Origin of the sequence: Brevibacillus ginsengisoli, from assembly GCF_050113715.1 — a bacterium.
Classification (GTDB): domain Bacteria; phylum Bacillota; class Bacilli; order Brevibacillales; family Brevibacillaceae; genus Brevibacillus_H; species Brevibacillus_H ginsengisoli.
In genome coordinates this window covers 189709-206699 of the sequence record NZ_JBNJQR010000004.1, presented here as the reverse complement: position 1 = coordinate 206699, position 16991 = coordinate 189709, and the positions used below count along the sequence as shown (strand labels likewise).

Here is a 16991-nt window from a genome sequence, read left to right as displayed (position 1 = left end):
TTCAAACTAATAAATCTGAACGAACGCTCAGTCAAAATAGAAGGCTATCATTCTGGTTGTACTGGAATTTGCAACTTTGGGAAAATTCAAATGAATAGTCATTCATTTTCTGGGGTAGTTCTGGTAATATGAAAAAATAGACAAAAAGAAATTTGGAAAAGGGAGCTGAGAACATTGCTGCCATTATTGAACCTTATTGCATTTTTCCTTGTGCTGGCGTATGGACTTTATTTGTTCGCACACGTGGTCTACAGCCGTTACCTCTTCATCAAGCTCGGGAAGAAGGGTGACATCAAGGACGATTTTGGTACACGCCTGAATTTGGTACTTGAGAACGTCGTGTTTCAGAAGAAGCTGTTGAAAGACAAGAAAAGCGGTTTTATGCACGTCATCATGTTCTACGGCTTTATCATTTTGCAATTTGGTGCGATCGAGCTAATTATCAAAGGGCTGGTGAATGGCTTTGAACTCCCTTTTGGTAGCGCTCACAAGTACTTCAGCTTGATGCAGGAGATTACGACACTCCTGATTCTGCTCGCTGTCTCTTACGCCTTCTATCGTCGCTATATCGAGAAGCTCAAACGACTCAAGCGCGGCCTCAAATCCGGTTTGGTTCTGATTTTCCTTACAAGCTTAATGGCATCCGTTCTCTTGTCCCTAGGATTTGAACGGATTTGGCTCCATGAAGAAGCGTCTCCATTCGCACCAGTTTCATCCTTGATTGCAGCCGCATTCGGGGGAGTTGGAGAAACGGTTGGTGCCGGACTATTCTATGTGTTCTGGTGGATGCACTTACTGATTTTGCTTTCATTCGCTGTGTATGTTCCGCAATCCAAGCATGCACACTTGATTTTTGCTCCGTTTAACGTTTGGTTCAAGAAGCTGGACCCTCCTGGCAAATTGTCTACGATCAACTTTGAAGACGAGACCCAAGAAGTGTTCGGTGTCGGAAAAATTGAAGATTTCACACAAACCCAATTAATTGACTTGTACGCCTGCGTAGAATGTGGACGATGCACGAATATGTGTCCGGCAGCTGGCACAGGTAAGATGCTGTCTCCAATGGATTTGATTGTGAAAATGCGCGATCACTTGACGCAAAAAGGCGCTGCGGTTACTTCTCGTACACCGTGGATGCCAAGCTTCGCATTCTCCAATACTCAAGCCAATCAAATTGCGATGCAATCCGGAGAGGTAGCCGCTGCAGCAGAGGGTTCGCAAGCATCCACGTTCGAGTTCAACGTAAATCTCGTGGGAGATGTTATTACAGAACAAGAGCTATGGGCTTGTACGACTTGCCGCAATTGTGAAGACCAGTGCCCGGTAATGAATGAGCATGTAGACAAAATCATTGACATGCGTCGTTATCTCGTCATGACAGAAGGCAGCATGCCAGCTGAAGCGCAGCGCGCCTTGAACAACATCGAGCGTCAAGGGAACCCTTGGGGAATCAACCGTAAAGACCGCATGAAATGGATTGAAGGTCTGAATGGGGAAGCAGAAGTGCCAACAGTGAAAGACACAGAAGAATTTGAATACCTTTTCTGGGTAGGTTCCATGGGCTCTTACGATAATCGCAGCATGAAAATCAGCCACGCCTTCGTGAAGCTGATGCATGAAGCGGGCGTCAAGTTCGCCATTCTCGGTAACGAAGAGAAGAACTCCGGGGACACTGCACGCCGGATTGGTAACGAATTCTTGTTCCAGCAATTGGCGCAAGAGAACATTGCGTTGTTTGAAGGATACGGCGTGAAGAAAATCGTCACATGTGATCCACACGCTTTCAATACGTTCAAAAACGAATATCCTGAGTTTGGTTTGCAGGCAGAAGTGTTCCACCATTCAGAATTGCTCGCTCAATGGGTAAAAGAAGGCCGCTTAAAACCAACCAAGGAAGTAAAAGAACGCATTACCTACCACGATTCCTGCTACTTGGGACGTTATAACGAAATTTATGATAAACCTCGTCAGATTCTTGAAGCGATTCCAGGAGTTGAGATTCTGGAGATGAATCGCAGCGGCTGCGACAGTATGTGCTGCGGTGCCGGTGGTGGTTTGATGTGGATGGAAGAGCATGAAGGTAGCCGTATCAACGTGGCTCGTACAGAACAGGCTCTGGAAGTGCAGCCAACTGCCATTGCCAGTGCGTGTCCTTATTGCTTAACCATGATGAGCGACGGCGTAAAGATGAAAGAAAAGGATGAAGAAGTAAAAACAAGAGACATCGCTGAAATCTTAGCGGATGCAATTTGAGAAAAATAGGCCGTACTGCGCTAGAAAGCGGTACGGCTTCTTTATCACTAGCCATGAGAAGGAGATTTTGAAATTCATAGAATTTTCCCTTTTCCCCTTCTAGTCTGACCACAGTTTTGATATGATGAGGGGAGTAAGGTGAGCGATCGCTCAATCAGTTTGAGACAACTCAAACGAAAAAGAGTAAACACGATAAAAGGAGTGAGCGTGGATGGGTTCAGTGATTGTTGGTGCTGCTCGTACGCCATTTGGCAAGTTCGGTGGAGCATTGAAGGATCTGGCTGCGGTAGACTTGGGAGCCATTGTTATCAAAGAAGCGCTTAATCGGGCTGGAGTAAGTGGTGACATGGTGGAAGAGGTCATCATGGGGATGGTATTGCAAGCTGGAGCCGGACAGATCCCATCCCGCCAGGCCGCGCGTAAAGCTGGATTGCCGTGGGAAGTGGCGAGTGAAACCATTAACAAAGTGTGCGCATCTGGCATGCGTGCCGTCACGTTGGCCGATCAAATCATCCGAACTGGCGATGCCGATATTCTCGTAGCTGGTGGGATGGAAAGCATGAGCAATGTTCCTTATGCGTTGCCGCAAGCTCGCTACGGAATGCGTATGGGAGACAGCCAAGTGAAAGATTTGATGATGTTTGATGGTCTTACCTGTCCATTTGATTTTGTACCGATGGCCGTACACGGCAGTAATGTGTCGGAAGAATATGGTATTACCCGTGAAGCGCAGGATCAATGGGCTTATCGGAGTCAGCAACGCGCCTCGCAAGCTGTAGCGAACGGAATCTTCGATGAAGAGATTGTGCCGGTTGAGATTCCGCAGAAGAAAGGCAACTCCATCACGATTAATAAAGACGAGGGACCACGTCCTGAAACCACATTAGACGTTCTAGCTAAGCTGCCTCCTGTTTATAAAAAAGATGGAACGATTACAGCAGGTAACGCACCAGGGATTAATGATGGTGCTGCTGCGATGGTCGTGATGTCCGAGACAAAAGCGCAAGAGCTGGGACTTCAACCGTTAGCCAAAATTCTTGGACACGCGGAAGTAGGAGCTGAAGCACCGTATATTGCGACCACACCAGGACACGCGATCAACAAATTGCTTCAAAAAACAGGCGTCAAATTAGAAGAGATTGATTTGTTCGAGGTAAATGAAGCTTTTGCGGCTGTTACATTGACGAGCGGCAAAATCGTTGGCTGGGATGAAGAGAAGGTGAACGTCAACGGAGGAGCAATCGCTCTCGGTCACCCGATCGGAGCCAGCGGTGCGAGGATTATTATGAGCCTTATTTATGAACTTCGTCGTCGTGGCGGTGGACTTGGAATTGCGGCTATCTGTAGCGGAGCAGCTCAAGGCGATGCGGTTTTAATACAAGTAAACTAAGAATTCCTTAAAAGAAAGAGTTGTAAATCTATTGATTGTTTGGAGGTAAGAAGATGAACGTGAACAAATTTATGGTGGTTGGGGCCGGACAAATGGGCAGCGGGATTGCCCAAGTAGCTGCTCAGGCTGGCTTACAAGTTGTTTTGAATGATGTGAAGCAAGAATTCGTTGACCGTGGGCTTGCCAACATCACGAAGAATCTGACCCGCAATGTAGAAAAAGGCAAACTGACAGAAGAAGAAAAGCAAGCGATTCTGGCTCGCATTACACTATCCACAGACTTGGCAGACGGAAAAGATGTTGATTTTGTCGTAGAAGCCGTAACTGAAAACATGGCAGTGAAAGCTCAAATTTTCAAGAAGCTGGACGAAGTTTGTCCAAAGCATACGGTTTTGGCAAGCAATACATCCTCTTTGCCAATTACCGAGATTGCCGCAATGACCCAACGCCCAGAGAAAGTGATTGGCATGCACTTCATGAATCCTGTTCCCGTGATGAAGCTGGTTGAGATCATTCGCGGGTTGCAAACAGCTGATGAAGTGTACCAATTAGTCGAAGATCTGTCCAAACAAATGGGCAAGGTACCTGTTAGCGTCAACGACTTCCCAGGTTTCGTCTCCAATCGTGTCCTGATGCCGATGATCAATGAAGCGATTTATTGTGTCTATGAAGGCGTAGCGACACCAGAAGCGATTGACGAAGTAATGAAGCTGGGGATGAATCATCCGATGGGGCCGCTTACGCTGGCAGACTTTATCGGCTTGGACACTTGTCTGTACATCATGGAAGTTCTGTATGAAGGGTTCGGCGATTCCAAGTATCGTCCATGCCCACTTTTGCGCAAATACGTGAAAGCCGGCTGGTTGGGCAAGAAGACCGGTCGCGGATTTTACTCATATCAGTAATCAGCGGATGGGGGCATCTTCTTCAGGTGTCTCCCTATCTCCTGTGGGAAAGGTAGGACAATCATGGATCTTCGTTTGACCGAAGAACAACTAATGATGAGCAAAATGGTTCGTGATTTTGCTCAAAAGGAGATTGCGCCATTCATTCCGGTTATGGAAGAGACTGAACAGTTTCCTCGACACATTGTGAAGAAAATGGGCGAGATGGGATTGATGGGGATTCCAATTCCCGAAGAATGGGGAGGAGTCGGAGCCGATTTCACTTCCTATATCTTGGCTATTCATGAGATTTCCAAAGTCAGCGCAACACTGGGCGTAATTCTTTCCGTTCATACATCCGTAGGAACGAATCCGATTCTCTATTTCGGAACACCTGAGCAAAAGAATAAATACGTCAAACGATTGGCAGCGGGTGAGCTCTTGGGCGCGTTTGCCTTAACCGAACCAAGTGCCGGATCGGACGCAAGCAGTATCCGTACGCAGGCCGTTCGCAAAGGCGACGAATACATTTTGAATGGCTCCAAGGTATTTATCACGAATGGCGGAGAAGCCGATACGTATCTGACGTTTGCTGTAACGGATCCCTCCAAAGGCTCAAGAGGAATCAGTGCTTTTATCGTGGAGAAGGACACCCCAGGATTTACCGTCGGAAAAAAAGAGAAAAAGATGGGACTTCACGGTTCCAACACCACTGAGCTTATTTTTGAAGACGCAAGAGTTCCAGTCGAGAATTTGTTGGGCAAAGAAGGTGACGGCTTCACCATTGCGATGGCCAATCTGGAAGTCGGACGAATTGGAATCGCGGCACAATCGTTGGGGATAGCTGAAGCGGCTTTGGAATACGCCAAGGATTATGCCAAGGAACGCAAGCAGTTCGGTGAAGCTATCGCCAACAAGCAAGCGATTGCCTTCAAGTTAGCCGATATGGCGACATTGGTAGAGGCAGCTCGACTTTTGGTCTACCATGCGGCATTCCTTCGCAGTCAAGGACTCCCATGCGGCAAAGAAGCCTCCATGGCTAAACGCTTCGCCTCAGACGCTGCGATGAAAGTTACAACGGAAGCTATTCAGGTATTGGGCGGTTATGGCTATACCCGAGAGTATCCGGTAGAGCGATTGTTCCGCGATGCCAAGATTACACAGATCTACGAAGGTACCAATCAGATTCAACAAATCGTTATTGCCAAGCATTTATTTTCATAAAAAACAGAGGAGTGGGAGTAATGAATTTCCATTTAACCGAAGAACAAGAGATGCTGCGTAAAATGATTCGTGAATTTGCCGAGGAGGTTGTTGCGCCAACAGCCGCTGAGCGCGATGAAGAAGAGCGCTTTGACCGTTCCATCTTCGAACAGATGGCAGAGTTGGGTCTCACCGGTATTCCGTGGCCGGAAGAATACGGCGGAGCCGGAGCCGATTATATGAGCTACGTGATCGCTGTGGAAGAGCTGTCCCGCGTGGATGCCTCCATCGGGGTAACACTCTCCGCTCATGTATCGCTGGCTAGCTGGCCACTCTATAAATTCGGAACAGAAGAACAAAAGCAAAAATTCCTTCGTCCACTCGCAGAAGGCAAGAAAATGGGTGCTTACTGCTTGACGGAGGCAGGTTCGGGTTCTGACTCGGCAGGTATGCGCACGACTGCTGTAAAAGATGGCGATGACTACATCCTCAACGGAAGCAAAATTTTCATCACCAATGCCGGTGAAGCGGATACTTATATCGTATTTGCGGTAACAGATGCTGCAATGAAACATAAAGGCGTCAGCGCTTTCATCGTAGAGAAAGGTATGCCAGGCTTCTCAATGGGTAAAAAAGAGAAGAAACTGGGAATCCGTTCTTCTACTACGCTTGAAGTGATCTTTGAAGATGTGCGAGTTCCTAAAGAAAACATGCTGGGTGAAGAAGGGCAAGGTTTCAAAATCGCCATGATGACCTTGGACGGCGGTCGCAACGGAATTGCCGCACAAGCATTGGGCATCGCTCAAGGTGCTTATGAGCATGCGCTTAACTACGCGAAGGAACGCAACCAGTTTGGCAAGCCTATTGCTGCCTTGCAAGCCATCCAATTCAAACTGGCTGATATGGCGACCAAAATCGAAGCGTCCCGTCTCTTAACCTATCAAGCGGCATGGTTGGAGGATCAAGGCTTGCCGTACGGTAAAGCATCGGCAATGTCCAAGGTATTTGCTGGTGACACGGCGATGGAAGTTACCACAGAAGCGGTACAAGTCTTCGGTGGATACGGGTATACCCGAGATTATCCAGTCGAGCGATTCATGCGTGATGCGAAGATTACACAAATCTATGAAGGAACAAACGAGATCCAACGTGTGGTCATTAGTAACTTCCTTTTGAAAGAATAGAGGGAACGACAGTATGCACGAAATTACTCGTCGGATTCTTGCAGGTGATGTGCGCGGGGCAGCTCGCGCCATTACTTGTATAGAGAACGATTATCCCGAGCGGACACAGATTTTGCGAGAGATTTTTCCTCATACAGGACGTGCCCGGCTGATTGGAATCACAGGAACTCCCGGTGCCGGTAAAAGCTCGCTGGTAGACGTTTTGATCAGCTTTTTGCGGGCGAAGGAGTTACTGGTCGGGGTAGTTGCCGTTGACCCGACTAGTCCGTTTACTGGCGGTGCGCTTTTGGGGGATCGTGTACGGATGCAGTCTCACGCGACAGATCCTGGGGTGTTCATCCGCAGTATGGGAACGAGAGGCAGTCTGGGTGGTTTGGCGCGCAATACCAAGGATGCGGTGCGAATTCTCGATGCCTACGGCTGTGACGTCATCTTAATTGAGACGGTTGGTGTAGGGCAGTCTGAACTCGATGTCATGAACATTGCCGATTCAACCATTGTTTTACTGAATCCCGGCGGTGGAGATTCTGTTCAGGCGTTCAAAGCGGGAATCATGGAAATTGCCGATCTGTTCGTTATCAATAAGGCGGATTTGCCAGGGACGGATAAGCTGGAGATTGAAGTGGAGCAGATGCTCGACCTCGTCAAGCATGATGCTCCATGGCGTCCCCCTGTCATCAAAACAATCTCCACTCTCAGTCAAGGCATTGACCAGCTTTGGCAAGAAACGCTCCGCCATCATGAATATCTTCAAACAAGCGGTGAATGGGAAGCGAGACGATCCCGACATTTGCGTGAGGAAGTTATCGAAATCGTCAACTATCAGATTTATCAACGGATGATCCGTGGGATTGAATCGGGAGCTTTTGCACAGGAGTTGGCTAATGTGGCATCAAGACGTGAAGACCCTTATGGCGTAGCCAATGAGATCGTCAGCAAGTGGTTCCATGAATAGAAGATAGTATGACATTCACAGTCTCAAGAGATTTAAAGATTGTCGCTGATTTTCCTCTGTGGGTATAATACGAAGAGGGAGCCGCAATCTTTATATTTCCAAGGTTCTCTGATTAAACGCTCAGTCAGAAGCAGGGGGAGTCTTAGGTGTCTGAAAAGAAAAAAATGATTCCTTCCCTAGTGAAGGATCCTAAACTGATAGAGAAACGCCGTGAACAAATTATTGAAGCGGCGGTGGATTTATTTATCCACAAGGGTTTCCACAAAACCACAACACGCGAAATTGCCAGAGCGTCCGGATTTAGCATCGGGACGTTATATGAATATATCGAGTCCAAAGAAGATGTGCTTTATCTCGTATGTGATGCGATTCACGGTGAAGTGGAGAACCGCTTGCGTGAAGCGATCACATTTAAAGGAACGGGACTGAAAATACTCAAGATGGCCCTGCGAAGCTTCTTCCGCGTAATGGATCAGATGAGCGATCGCGTTATGCTGATCTACCAAGAAACCAAGTCGCTGCCGCGTGAAACGCTGCGCTATGTGTTAGGAAAAGAAGAGGCGATTACGTCTATTTTTGAGGGAATTCTGCAAAAGGGAATAGAAGATGGTTCCATCAGAGTAGACGAAAAGCAGGTCAAATTAATGGCGGCCAATATTGTCGTGCTGGGTGAGATGTGGGTTTTCCGCCGTTGGTCTTTGAAGAGAAACTATAGCTTAGATGAGTATATTGATAAACAAACTGCCCTTTTACTCCGTGAAGTGAGCGCTGAGTAGATTGATGAAGGCTAATTAAGGAGGCACGTGAGAATGGAAACAGAAGTGTATCGTCCGACAAATAAAGTTCGCTTTGTAACGGCTGCCAGTTTGTATGATGGTCATGATGCGTCAATTAACATTATGCGTAGAATTCTGCAAGCATCAGGTGCCGAGGTTATTCACTTGGGTCATAATCGCTCTGTTGATGAAGTTGTCACGGCGGCTATCCAGGAAGACGTCCAAGGGATTGCGATTAGCTCCTACCAAGGGGGGCACGTCGAGTATTTTAAATACATGGTAGATCTGCTGAAGGAGCGTGGAGCCGGTCATATCCGTGTATATGGCGGTGGCGGCGGAGTAATCGTACCACGTGAAATCCGTGAATTGGAAGAGTACGGGGTTGCGAAGATCTTTTCGCCTGACAACGGTCGCGCCTTAGGTCTACAAGGTATGATTAACCAGATGTTGCAAGAAACTGACTTTCCAACAGTGAAGCAGGTCGAATCTGAAATCAATGAATTGCGTGAACAGAACCACAAGGCTGTAGCGCGATTGATTTCGGTAGCGGAGTATGCTGTTTCGGATGCTTCTTTTTTTCAACAGGTGGAAGAGCAGCTTGGAACGCAAGAACAGACCATTCCTGTCCTTGGGATTACCGGTACGGGCGGAGCAGGCAAAAGCTCGCTAACAGATGAGTTGGTCCGTCGGTTTATTCATACGTATCCAGATAAAACCGTAGCCATTCTTTCCATTGATCCTTCGAAGCAAAAAACAGGCGGAGCGCTGCTTGGAGACCGAATTCGCATGAATGCCAACAACACACCACGAGTGTATATGCGCAGCTTGGCAACACGCAAATCTGGTTCCGAATTGTCGATGGCCGTAGAGGATTCCTTGAAGGTACTTAAGGCCGCTTGCTTCGATCTGATCATTGTAGAAACCAGTGGTATCGGTCAAGGCGACGCTCAGGTTAAAGACATTTGTGATATCGCCATGTACGTGATGACCAGTGAATTCGGAGCGCCTTCTCAGTTGGAGAAGATCGACATGTTGGATTTTGCTGATCTGATCGCCATCAACAAGTTTGATCGCAAAGGCTCTGATGATGCGCTGAGAGAAGTACGCAAGCAGTATCGCCGCAATCACAATCAGTTTGAACTCACGGATGAGCAAATTCCGGTCTACGGCACGATTGCCAGCCAATTCAATGATAAGGGAACCAATGTCCTGTTCGCCGCTTTAATGAAAAAAGTTGTGCAAAAGACGAATGTCGACTGGCAAGTAGATCAACTGGATGATACTCCAGTCGCTGTCATGAAGAAATCGGTGATCCCCGTAGAACGTATTAATTATCTTCAGGAGATTGCCAATACTGTGCGCAGTTATCGCCAGTTTGCCGAGGAGCAAGCAGTTGTTGCCCGCAAGCTATACCAACTCCATGGTGCCAAGGAGACGTTGGCCTCTGCTGGTCATGATGGGGAACTCTTGGCCGCGATTGATGTTCAAATTACTCATTTCGAAGGAAAGCTGCACCCAGATAGCCGTCGCATTCTGGACAGATGGCCTTCTCTTAAAGCGGAGTACGCTCAGGATCAGCTCGTCACCAAAATTCGCGATAAAGAGATCGTAACGAAGCTGTTTAGCGAATCCTTGTCTGGAACGCGCATCTCCAAAGTAAGTGTGCCACAGTTTGAAGATTGGGGAGAAATCCTCAAATGGTCATTGAAGGATAATGTTCCAGGAGAATTCCCGTATACGGCTGGTGTATTTCCGTTTAAACGGGAGGGCGAGGACCCTAGACGTCAGTTCGCTGGAGAGGGAACTCCAGAGCGTACCAACCGGCGTTTTCACTTCTTGTCCAAGAACGACGACGCCAAGCGTCTCAGTACGGCTTTTGACAGCGTGACCTTATATGGAGAAGACCCGGATTACCGTCCGGACATCTATGGGAAAATTGGAAACAGCGGCGTAAGTATTTGTACGCTGGACGATATGAAGAAGCTGTATGCCGGCTTTGACCTGTGCGCTCCAGCCACCTCTGTCTCCATGACCATTAATGGACCGGCACCGATGATTCTGGCGATGTTTATGAATACGGCTATTGATCAACAAGTGGAGATGTTTGTGGAACGAGAAGGTCGACAACCAAACGTGGAAGAGTTTGCTCAAATTAAAGCCTACGCCCTTTCTACTGTACGCGGAACCGTTCAGGCGGACATTCTCAAAGAAGATCAGGGGCAGAACACCTGTATCTTCTCCACGGAGTTTGCTCTGCGCATGATGGGAGATATCCAGCAGTACTTTATCGATCACAAGGTTCGCAATTACTACTCTGTCTCCATTTCTGGCTATCATATTGCGGAAGCGGGAGCGAATCCGATTTCCCAATTGGCCTTTACGTTGGCAAATGGTTTTACCTACATTGAATATTATTTAAGCCGTGGCATGAAAGTCGATGATTTTGCGCCAAATCTGTCGTTCTTCTTCTCCAACGGACTCGACCCGGAATATACCGTAATCGGACGTGTAGCCCGCAGAATCTGGGCCGCTGCGTTAAAGAACAAATACGGGGCAAATGATCGCAGTCAAAAATTGAAATACCATATCCAGACATCTGGCCGTTCCTTGCACGCCCAAGAGATGGACTTCAACGACATTCGGACCACCCTGCAAGCGCTGATCGCCATCTATGACAACTGCAACTCGCTTCATACCAATGCTTATGATGAAGCGATCACGACGCCTACTGAGAACTCTGTACGCCGCGCGATGGCGATTCAGATGATCATTAACAAGGAACTCGGCCTTGCGAAGAACGAGAACCCGCTTCAGGGCTCATTCATCATCGAGGAATTAACCGATCTGGTGGAAGAAGCCGTTCTACAGGAATTCGAACGGATCAGTTCTCGCGGAGGCGTATTGGGCGCAATGGAGACCCAGTATCAACGTGGCAAAATCCAGGACGAATCCATGTACTACGAGATGAAGAAGCATACGGGAGAATTGCCGATCATCGGGGTCAACACGTTCTTGAACCCGAACTCATCTGAAGAAGACTATGAAATTGAATTGGCTCGCGCTACAGAAGAAGAGAAACAACAACAGATTCATAACCTGCGCGCCTTCCAGGAGTCTCATCGCGATGAAGCGGGCACAGCCCTCAAGCGATTGCAAGAGGTTGCTGTGTCTGGAGGCAACATCTTCGCTGAGTTAATGGAGTCGGTTAAGGTTGCTTCTCTCGGCCAGATTTCAGCCGCGCTGTACGAGGTGGGCGGTCAATACCGACGCAACATGTAAGTCTCTTCATCAATAAGCGAATTTCAATGAATGTACCCCCTTAAGAGCTTTTTAAGGGGGTTTTTCGGTTTCGCACGGCTTAGCCAATCCAGTATGAAGTGAAGTCAATTGCTTTAGTTTGAAACTCTTGCATTTTAGGTTAAAATGAGGAATACTGTATGATAGCCAACTTATTGTTGTGAAAGGACGTGCACGGCTTGAGTCAATTACTCCAAAATATCGACCAAGAGAAACTTTTCGAAATGGCGATGGTGGACATCGCATATGAGGTTTTAAGAGAACAGAACCGCCCGTATAACTTTCGTGAATTAATGGGTGAAATCGCTGCGCTGCGTAATATGACCGAAGAGCAAGTGATGTCAATGATCGCTCAGGTTTACACAGAAGTAAATATTGATGGTCGTTTCGTGTGCTTGGGTGAAAACAATTGGGGCTTGAAACGCTGGTATCCTACTGAAACCGTTGAAGAGACCCAAGAAGGCGGCGGCAAGAAGAAGAAAATTGTTACCGATGACTTCGATGATGATTATGATATGGATGACGAGGTTGAAGAAGTGTTTGAAGAGGAAGATGATCTCGTAGCGTTCGACGATGATGAAGAATTCGTTGACGATGAAGCAACCGACGAAGAAGACGAAGATGAGGACCTCGACGAAGAACTCGATGAAGAACTGGACGAGGAAGAAATGTTTGAAGAAGAAGAACTCGCAGAAGAAGAGTATGATGAAGAAAGTGAAGAAGATTAATTTATCTGTCTTGACTTTGGTGTAAAAGACATTATAAAATACTGCTTGGGCTTCACATGAAGGAATACCAAATATGGAAAGCTATAAAACAAAAGTGACCCCTACTCGTTTATAACGGGATAGGAACCTCTTTTGTTTTTTCTTTTTTTGGGAGCTATCCTCATTGTTTATATACGCACATTTACTGAACGGTACAGGGAAAGAGGGGACGGAATTCAATGGCGAAGTACATTTTTGTTACAGGTGGGGTTGTGTCTTCACTTGGAAAAGGAATTACAGCAGCATCACTGGGACGACTGCTGAAAAATAGGGGTCTTAAAGTAACGATTCAAAAGTTTGACCCGTACATTAACGTAGACCCGGGAACAATGAGTCCGTACCAGCATGGAGAAGTGTTTGTTACAGATGATGGAGCTGAGACTGACCTGGATCTGGGACACTATGAGCGCTTCATCGATATCAATCTGAATGCAAACTCGAACGTAACTGCCGGAAAAATCTATTCTGCTGTCATCGCCAAAGAACGCCGTGGTGATTATTTGGGAGGAACCGTACAAGTTATTCCTCATATCACCAATGAAATCAAAGAACGCGTATTTCGCGCGGGACGTGAAACTGGCGCAGATGTAGTCATCACCGAAATTGGAGGAACTGTTGGCGATATCGAGAGCCTGCCATTCTTGGAAGCAATTCGTCAAATTAAAAGTGACATTGGACGAGATAATGTTATGTACGTCCACGTTACACTCGTTCCTTATATCAATGCGGCTGGTGAAATGAAAACCAAGCCTACCCAACACAGTGTTAAAGAATTGCGCAGCTTGGGTATCCAGCCAAACGTAATCGTAACCCGTAATGAACAACCTCTTTCTCAAGACATGAAGGACAAGCTTGCTCTGTTCTGTGATATTGATAAAAATGCCGTTATTGAAGCAAGAGACGCGGATACATTATACGAAGTACCACTTATGTTGCAAGAACAGGGATTGGATGAGTATGTTTGCCGTCATTTAGGTCTTACTTGCCAAGAAGCGAATATGACCGAGTGGAAATCGTTGGTTAACAAGGTGAAGAACTTGAGCAACTCTACTCGTATCGCAATCGTTGGTAAATATGTTCAGCTTCATGACGCCTATTTGTCCGTAGCGGAAGCTTTGTACCACGCAGGGTTTGCTAATGATTCCGACGTGGAGATTAAATGGGTCAATGCTGAAGAAGTGACAAGTGATAATGTTGCGGAACTCCTTGGAGACGTAAATGGTATTCTCGTTCCTGGCGGATTCGGGGATCGCGGTATTGAAGGTAAAATCACAGCGACTCGTTACGCTCGTGAGAACAAAATCCCGTTCTTGGGAATTTGCCTGGGTATGCAAATCGCAGTAATCGAATATGCTCGCCACGTGCTTGGATTCGAAGGCGCGAACAGCTCCGAAATCAATCCGGAAACGAAGTACCCTGTAATTGATCTATTGCCTGAACAAAAAGATATTGAAGATATGGGCGGTACAATGAGACTTGGTCTTGGACCAACGAAAGCGATAGAAGGAAGCTTGGCTGCTCGTGCGTACAATGATACCTTGATCTATGAACGTCATCGTCATCGTTATGAAGTGAACAACGAATATCGTGACCAAATGGCACAGGCGGGTCTTTCCTTTGCGGGAACTTCACCAGACGGACGCTTGGTTGAGATTGTGGAAGTTCCAGACCATCCTTGGTTCTTGGCTACTCAATTCCATCCTGAGTTCACTTCCCGTCCGAACCGACCACAGCCTTTGTTCCGTGAATTTGTAAAAGCGGCTTTGCAACAAAAATAATCGAGCTTCACAGGAAAAGGGAATGCTAAATGGCATTCTCTTTTCTTATAAATCAGCAATCACTTTACTATAGTAAGGTGATTGCTGATTTTCATTGCGTAAGCCCAAAACAGAAAAGACTTCGGCCACTTCTAGACTCCTTGGAAGCGATACTTAGCTTAGGAACGGAGAAAGGGAAAAAGAGTCGCCACCCAACCCGAAGGGCGCGAAGCGTTTGGCGACTCCCCTTTCGTAGTGGATAAGCGGACTTTTCCGCATCAATGCGAACTTCCACAGAGTGAAAAGGGACGAAGTCTTTTCTGTTTAATTTCATCTTTTCTTAGCAAATAAGGCAGGATTTTCCTGAAAGTTGGAGAAGGTTTAAAAGCGAGTACTTTGCGCTTGATGCAGAATGATCCTAATCATCTTCACTAGGGGGAAAAATACATGCAAAAGAAGAAGGTTTTAGTAGTAGATGATCAATATGGAATTCGCATCCTCTTATATGAGGTATTGGGCAAGGAAGGTTATTCGACTTTCCAAGCGGCCAACGGCAAACAGGCGTTAGAGATTGTACAGAAAGAACAACCCCATCTGGTTATTCTGGATATGAAAATTCCAGGCATGGACGGAATTGAAATATTAAAGCATATTAAAAAAATTGACCAAAACATCAAAGTCATCATGATGACTGCTTATGGTGAATTAGATATGATTAAAGAAGCGACGCAATTGGGTGCGCTTACACATTTTACGAAGCCGTTTGATATCGATGAGCTTCGTCACGCAGTGAATCAGCAACTCGCTGGATAGTGCACCACTGTTGGGAAAATTGGTAATTGTAGCGCTTTAATAACATATACACTTTGGACAAAATTTATTGTTTACGCCCTGCTAAGAAAAGAATGATTGTGGTATAATAAGCCAAGTTGTTACTAGATAACTCAAGGAGGAAACCTCATTATGCCACTAGTACCTATGACCGCGTTTCTTGAAGACGTGAAGAAGAATAAATATGCGGTGGGCCAATTCAACATCAACAACCTTGAATTCGTTCAAGCCATTACAGATGCTGCAATCGAAGAAAAAGCACCGGTTATTTTTGGTGTATCCGAAGGCGCAATGCGTTACATGGGACTCGACTACACAGTAGCTATGGCGAAAGTAGCGGCTAAACGTGCGGGTGTTCCAATCGCCCTTCACTTAGACCATGGAAGCAGCTTTGATGTTGTGATGAAATGTATCCAAGCTGGATTCTCTTCTGTTATGTTTGACGGTTCTCATCACTCATTTGAAGATAACATCCGTTTGACCAAACAAGTGGTTGAAGCAGCTCATGCTGTTGGTGTTTCCGTTGAAGGTGAGCTAGGTACAATTGGCGGGGTGGAAGATGACCTCTCTGTAGATGAAGAAAGCGCAGCTTTGGCTAAACCTGAAGAAGCGATCCGTTTCTGGGAAGAAACCAAGGTAGACTATATGGCAATCGCTGTAGGTACAGCTCACGGTGTGTACAAAGGCGTGCCAAAAATTCACTTCGATATCATCGATCAAGTAGCGAAAAACATCGGAGCTCCGATTGTATTGCACGGTGGTTCTGGGGTTCCAGACGAAGCGATCGTAGAAGCAATCCGCAACGGTGTTGGTAAAATCAACGTAAACACTGAGAACCAAGTGGCTAGCACTGCCGTTATTCGTAAAGTTTTGGCTGAGAAACCAAATGAAATCGACCCTCGCAAATATCTCGGACCTGCTCGCGATGCGATCAAAGAAACGGTTAAAGGTAAAATTCGTTTGTTCGGCAGCAGCAACCGTGCATAATTAGGAGGTACCTATGCGTTTTTTTATTGATACAGCCAATATCGAGGAAATACGTGAGATTCATGATTGGGGTGTAGTGGCTGGTGTAACAACCAATCCTTCACTTGTTGCAAAAGAAGGCCGTGATTTTATTGAGACGTTAAAGGAAATCATCGACATTGTAGATGGACCGATCAGCGCCGAGGTAATCAGCACAGATGCCAAAGGAATGATTGAAGAAGGCGAGAAGCTGGCTTCCTTGTCCAAAAACATTGTCGTCAAGATTCCGATGACAGAAGATGGATTAAAGGCGGTAAAAGCTTTATCCAAACGTAAAATCAAAACAAACGTCACGCTCATTTTTAATGCCAATCAAGCTTTAATGGCTGCTCGTTCCGGAGCTACGTATGTTTCTCCGTTTTTGGGCCGTTTGGATGATATCGGACAGGATGGGCTTAAGCTAATTACTGAAATCGCTGATATTTTTGCGATCCACGATATTGAAACTGAAATTATCTCTGCAAGTATCCGTCACCCATTGCATGTAACAGAAGCAGCTCGCCGTGGATCACATATCGCAACGATTCCTTATAAAGTATTCAAACAACTTCTGCAACACCCATTGACAGACATTGGAATTGAAAAATTCCTTGCCGACTGGGCAGGTATGCAGAAATAATGTTTGAAGTGGTATGTTTGGAGCACCTTTTCCCGCAGGAGAAGGTGCT

13 protein-coding genes are annotated in these 16991 nt (G+C 46.5%); all 13 read left to right on the top strand.

Translation table 11 applies throughout. The features are described from left to right. Positions 1-174: 174 nt before the first annotated feature. Complete coding sequence (locus ACQCN2_RS10435; protein WP_426928847.1) at positions 175-2253, top strand: (Fe-S)-binding protein; 2079 nt, start codon at positions 175-177, stop codon at positions 2251-2253. A gap of 211 nt (positions 2254-2464) precedes the next feature. After that, entirely contained in the window at positions 2465-3643 is a 1179-nt protein-coding gene (locus tag ACQCN2_RS10430; protein ID WP_426928846.1) for an acetyl-CoA C-acetyltransferase, read from the top strand. A 53-nt stretch (positions 3644-3696) separates the two neighbouring features. Further along, positions 3697-4548, top strand: coding sequence for a 3-hydroxybutyryl-CoA dehydrogenase (locus tag ACQCN2_RS10425; RefSeq protein WP_426928845.1), 852 nt, complete (start codon positions 3697-3699; stop codon positions 4546-4548). Between the two features lie 63 nt (positions 4549-4611). After that, positions 4612-5751 (top strand): acyl-CoA dehydrogenase, encoded by a 1140-nt coding sequence (locus tag ACQCN2_RS10420; RefSeq protein ID WP_426928844.1) that lies wholly within the window; start codon positions 4612-4614, stop codon positions 5749-5751. A gap of 20 nt (positions 5752-5771) precedes the next feature. Further along, the gene (locus ACQCN2_RS10415; RefSeq protein ID WP_426928843.1) at positions 5772-6914 is read left to right on the top strand and encodes an acyl-CoA dehydrogenase; all 1143 of its coding nucleotides are present in this window, start codon (positions 5772-5774) and stop codon (positions 6912-6914) included. 13 nt (positions 6915-6927) lie between these two features. Continuing rightward, positions 6928-7869, top strand: coding sequence for a methylmalonyl Co-A mutase-associated GTPase MeaB (gene meaB / locus ACQCN2_RS10410; RefSeq protein ID WP_426928842.1), 942 nt, complete (start codon positions 6928-6930; stop codon positions 7867-7869). A gap of 146 nt (positions 7870-8015) precedes the next feature. Further along, positions 8016-8645, top strand: a complete 630-nt coding sequence (locus ACQCN2_RS10405; protein ID WP_426928841.1) for a TetR/AcrR family transcriptional regulator — start codon at positions 8016-8018, stop codon at positions 8643-8645. 33 nt (positions 8646-8678) lie between these two features. Continuing rightward, positions 8679-11924: a fused isobutyryl-CoA mutase/GTPase IcmF gene (icmF, locus tag ACQCN2_RS10400; RefSeq protein ID WP_426928840.1), complete on the top strand. Its 3246-nt coding sequence runs from the start codon at positions 8679-8681 to the stop codon at positions 11922-11924. Between the two features lie 197 nt (positions 11925-12121). Next, positions 12122-12670, top strand: a complete 549-nt coding sequence (gene rpoE, locus ACQCN2_RS10395) for a DNA-directed RNA polymerase subunit delta (RefSeq protein ID WP_426928839.1) — start codon at positions 12122-12124, stop codon at positions 12668-12670. Positions 12671-12888: 218 nt separating this feature from the next. Continuing rightward, positions 12889-14487: a CTP synthase gene (pyrG, locus tag ACQCN2_RS10390; protein ID WP_426928838.1), complete on the top strand. Its 1599-nt coding sequence runs from the start codon at positions 12889-12891 to the stop codon at positions 14485-14487. Between the two features lie 426 nt (positions 14488-14913). Continuing rightward, positions 14914-15279 carry a response regulator gene (locus ACQCN2_RS10385; protein ID WP_426928837.1) on the top strand — a complete coding sequence of 122 codons (366 nt, stop codon included), beginning with the start codon at positions 14914-14916 and terminating at the stop codon, positions 15277-15279. A 150-nt stretch (positions 15280-15429) separates the two neighbouring features. Continuing rightward, positions 15430-16284: a class II fructose-1,6-bisphosphate aldolase gene (gene fba / locus ACQCN2_RS10380; RefSeq protein WP_426928836.1), complete on the top strand. Its 855-nt coding sequence runs from the start codon at positions 15430-15432 to the stop codon at positions 16282-16284. A gap of 13 nt (positions 16285-16297) precedes the next feature. Beyond that, the gene (gene fsa, locus ACQCN2_RS10375) at positions 16298-16942 is read left to right on the top strand and encodes a fructose-6-phosphate aldolase (protein WP_426928835.1); all 645 of its coding nucleotides are present in this window, start codon (positions 16298-16300) and stop codon (positions 16940-16942) included. Positions 16943-16991 lie beyond the last annotated feature (49 nt).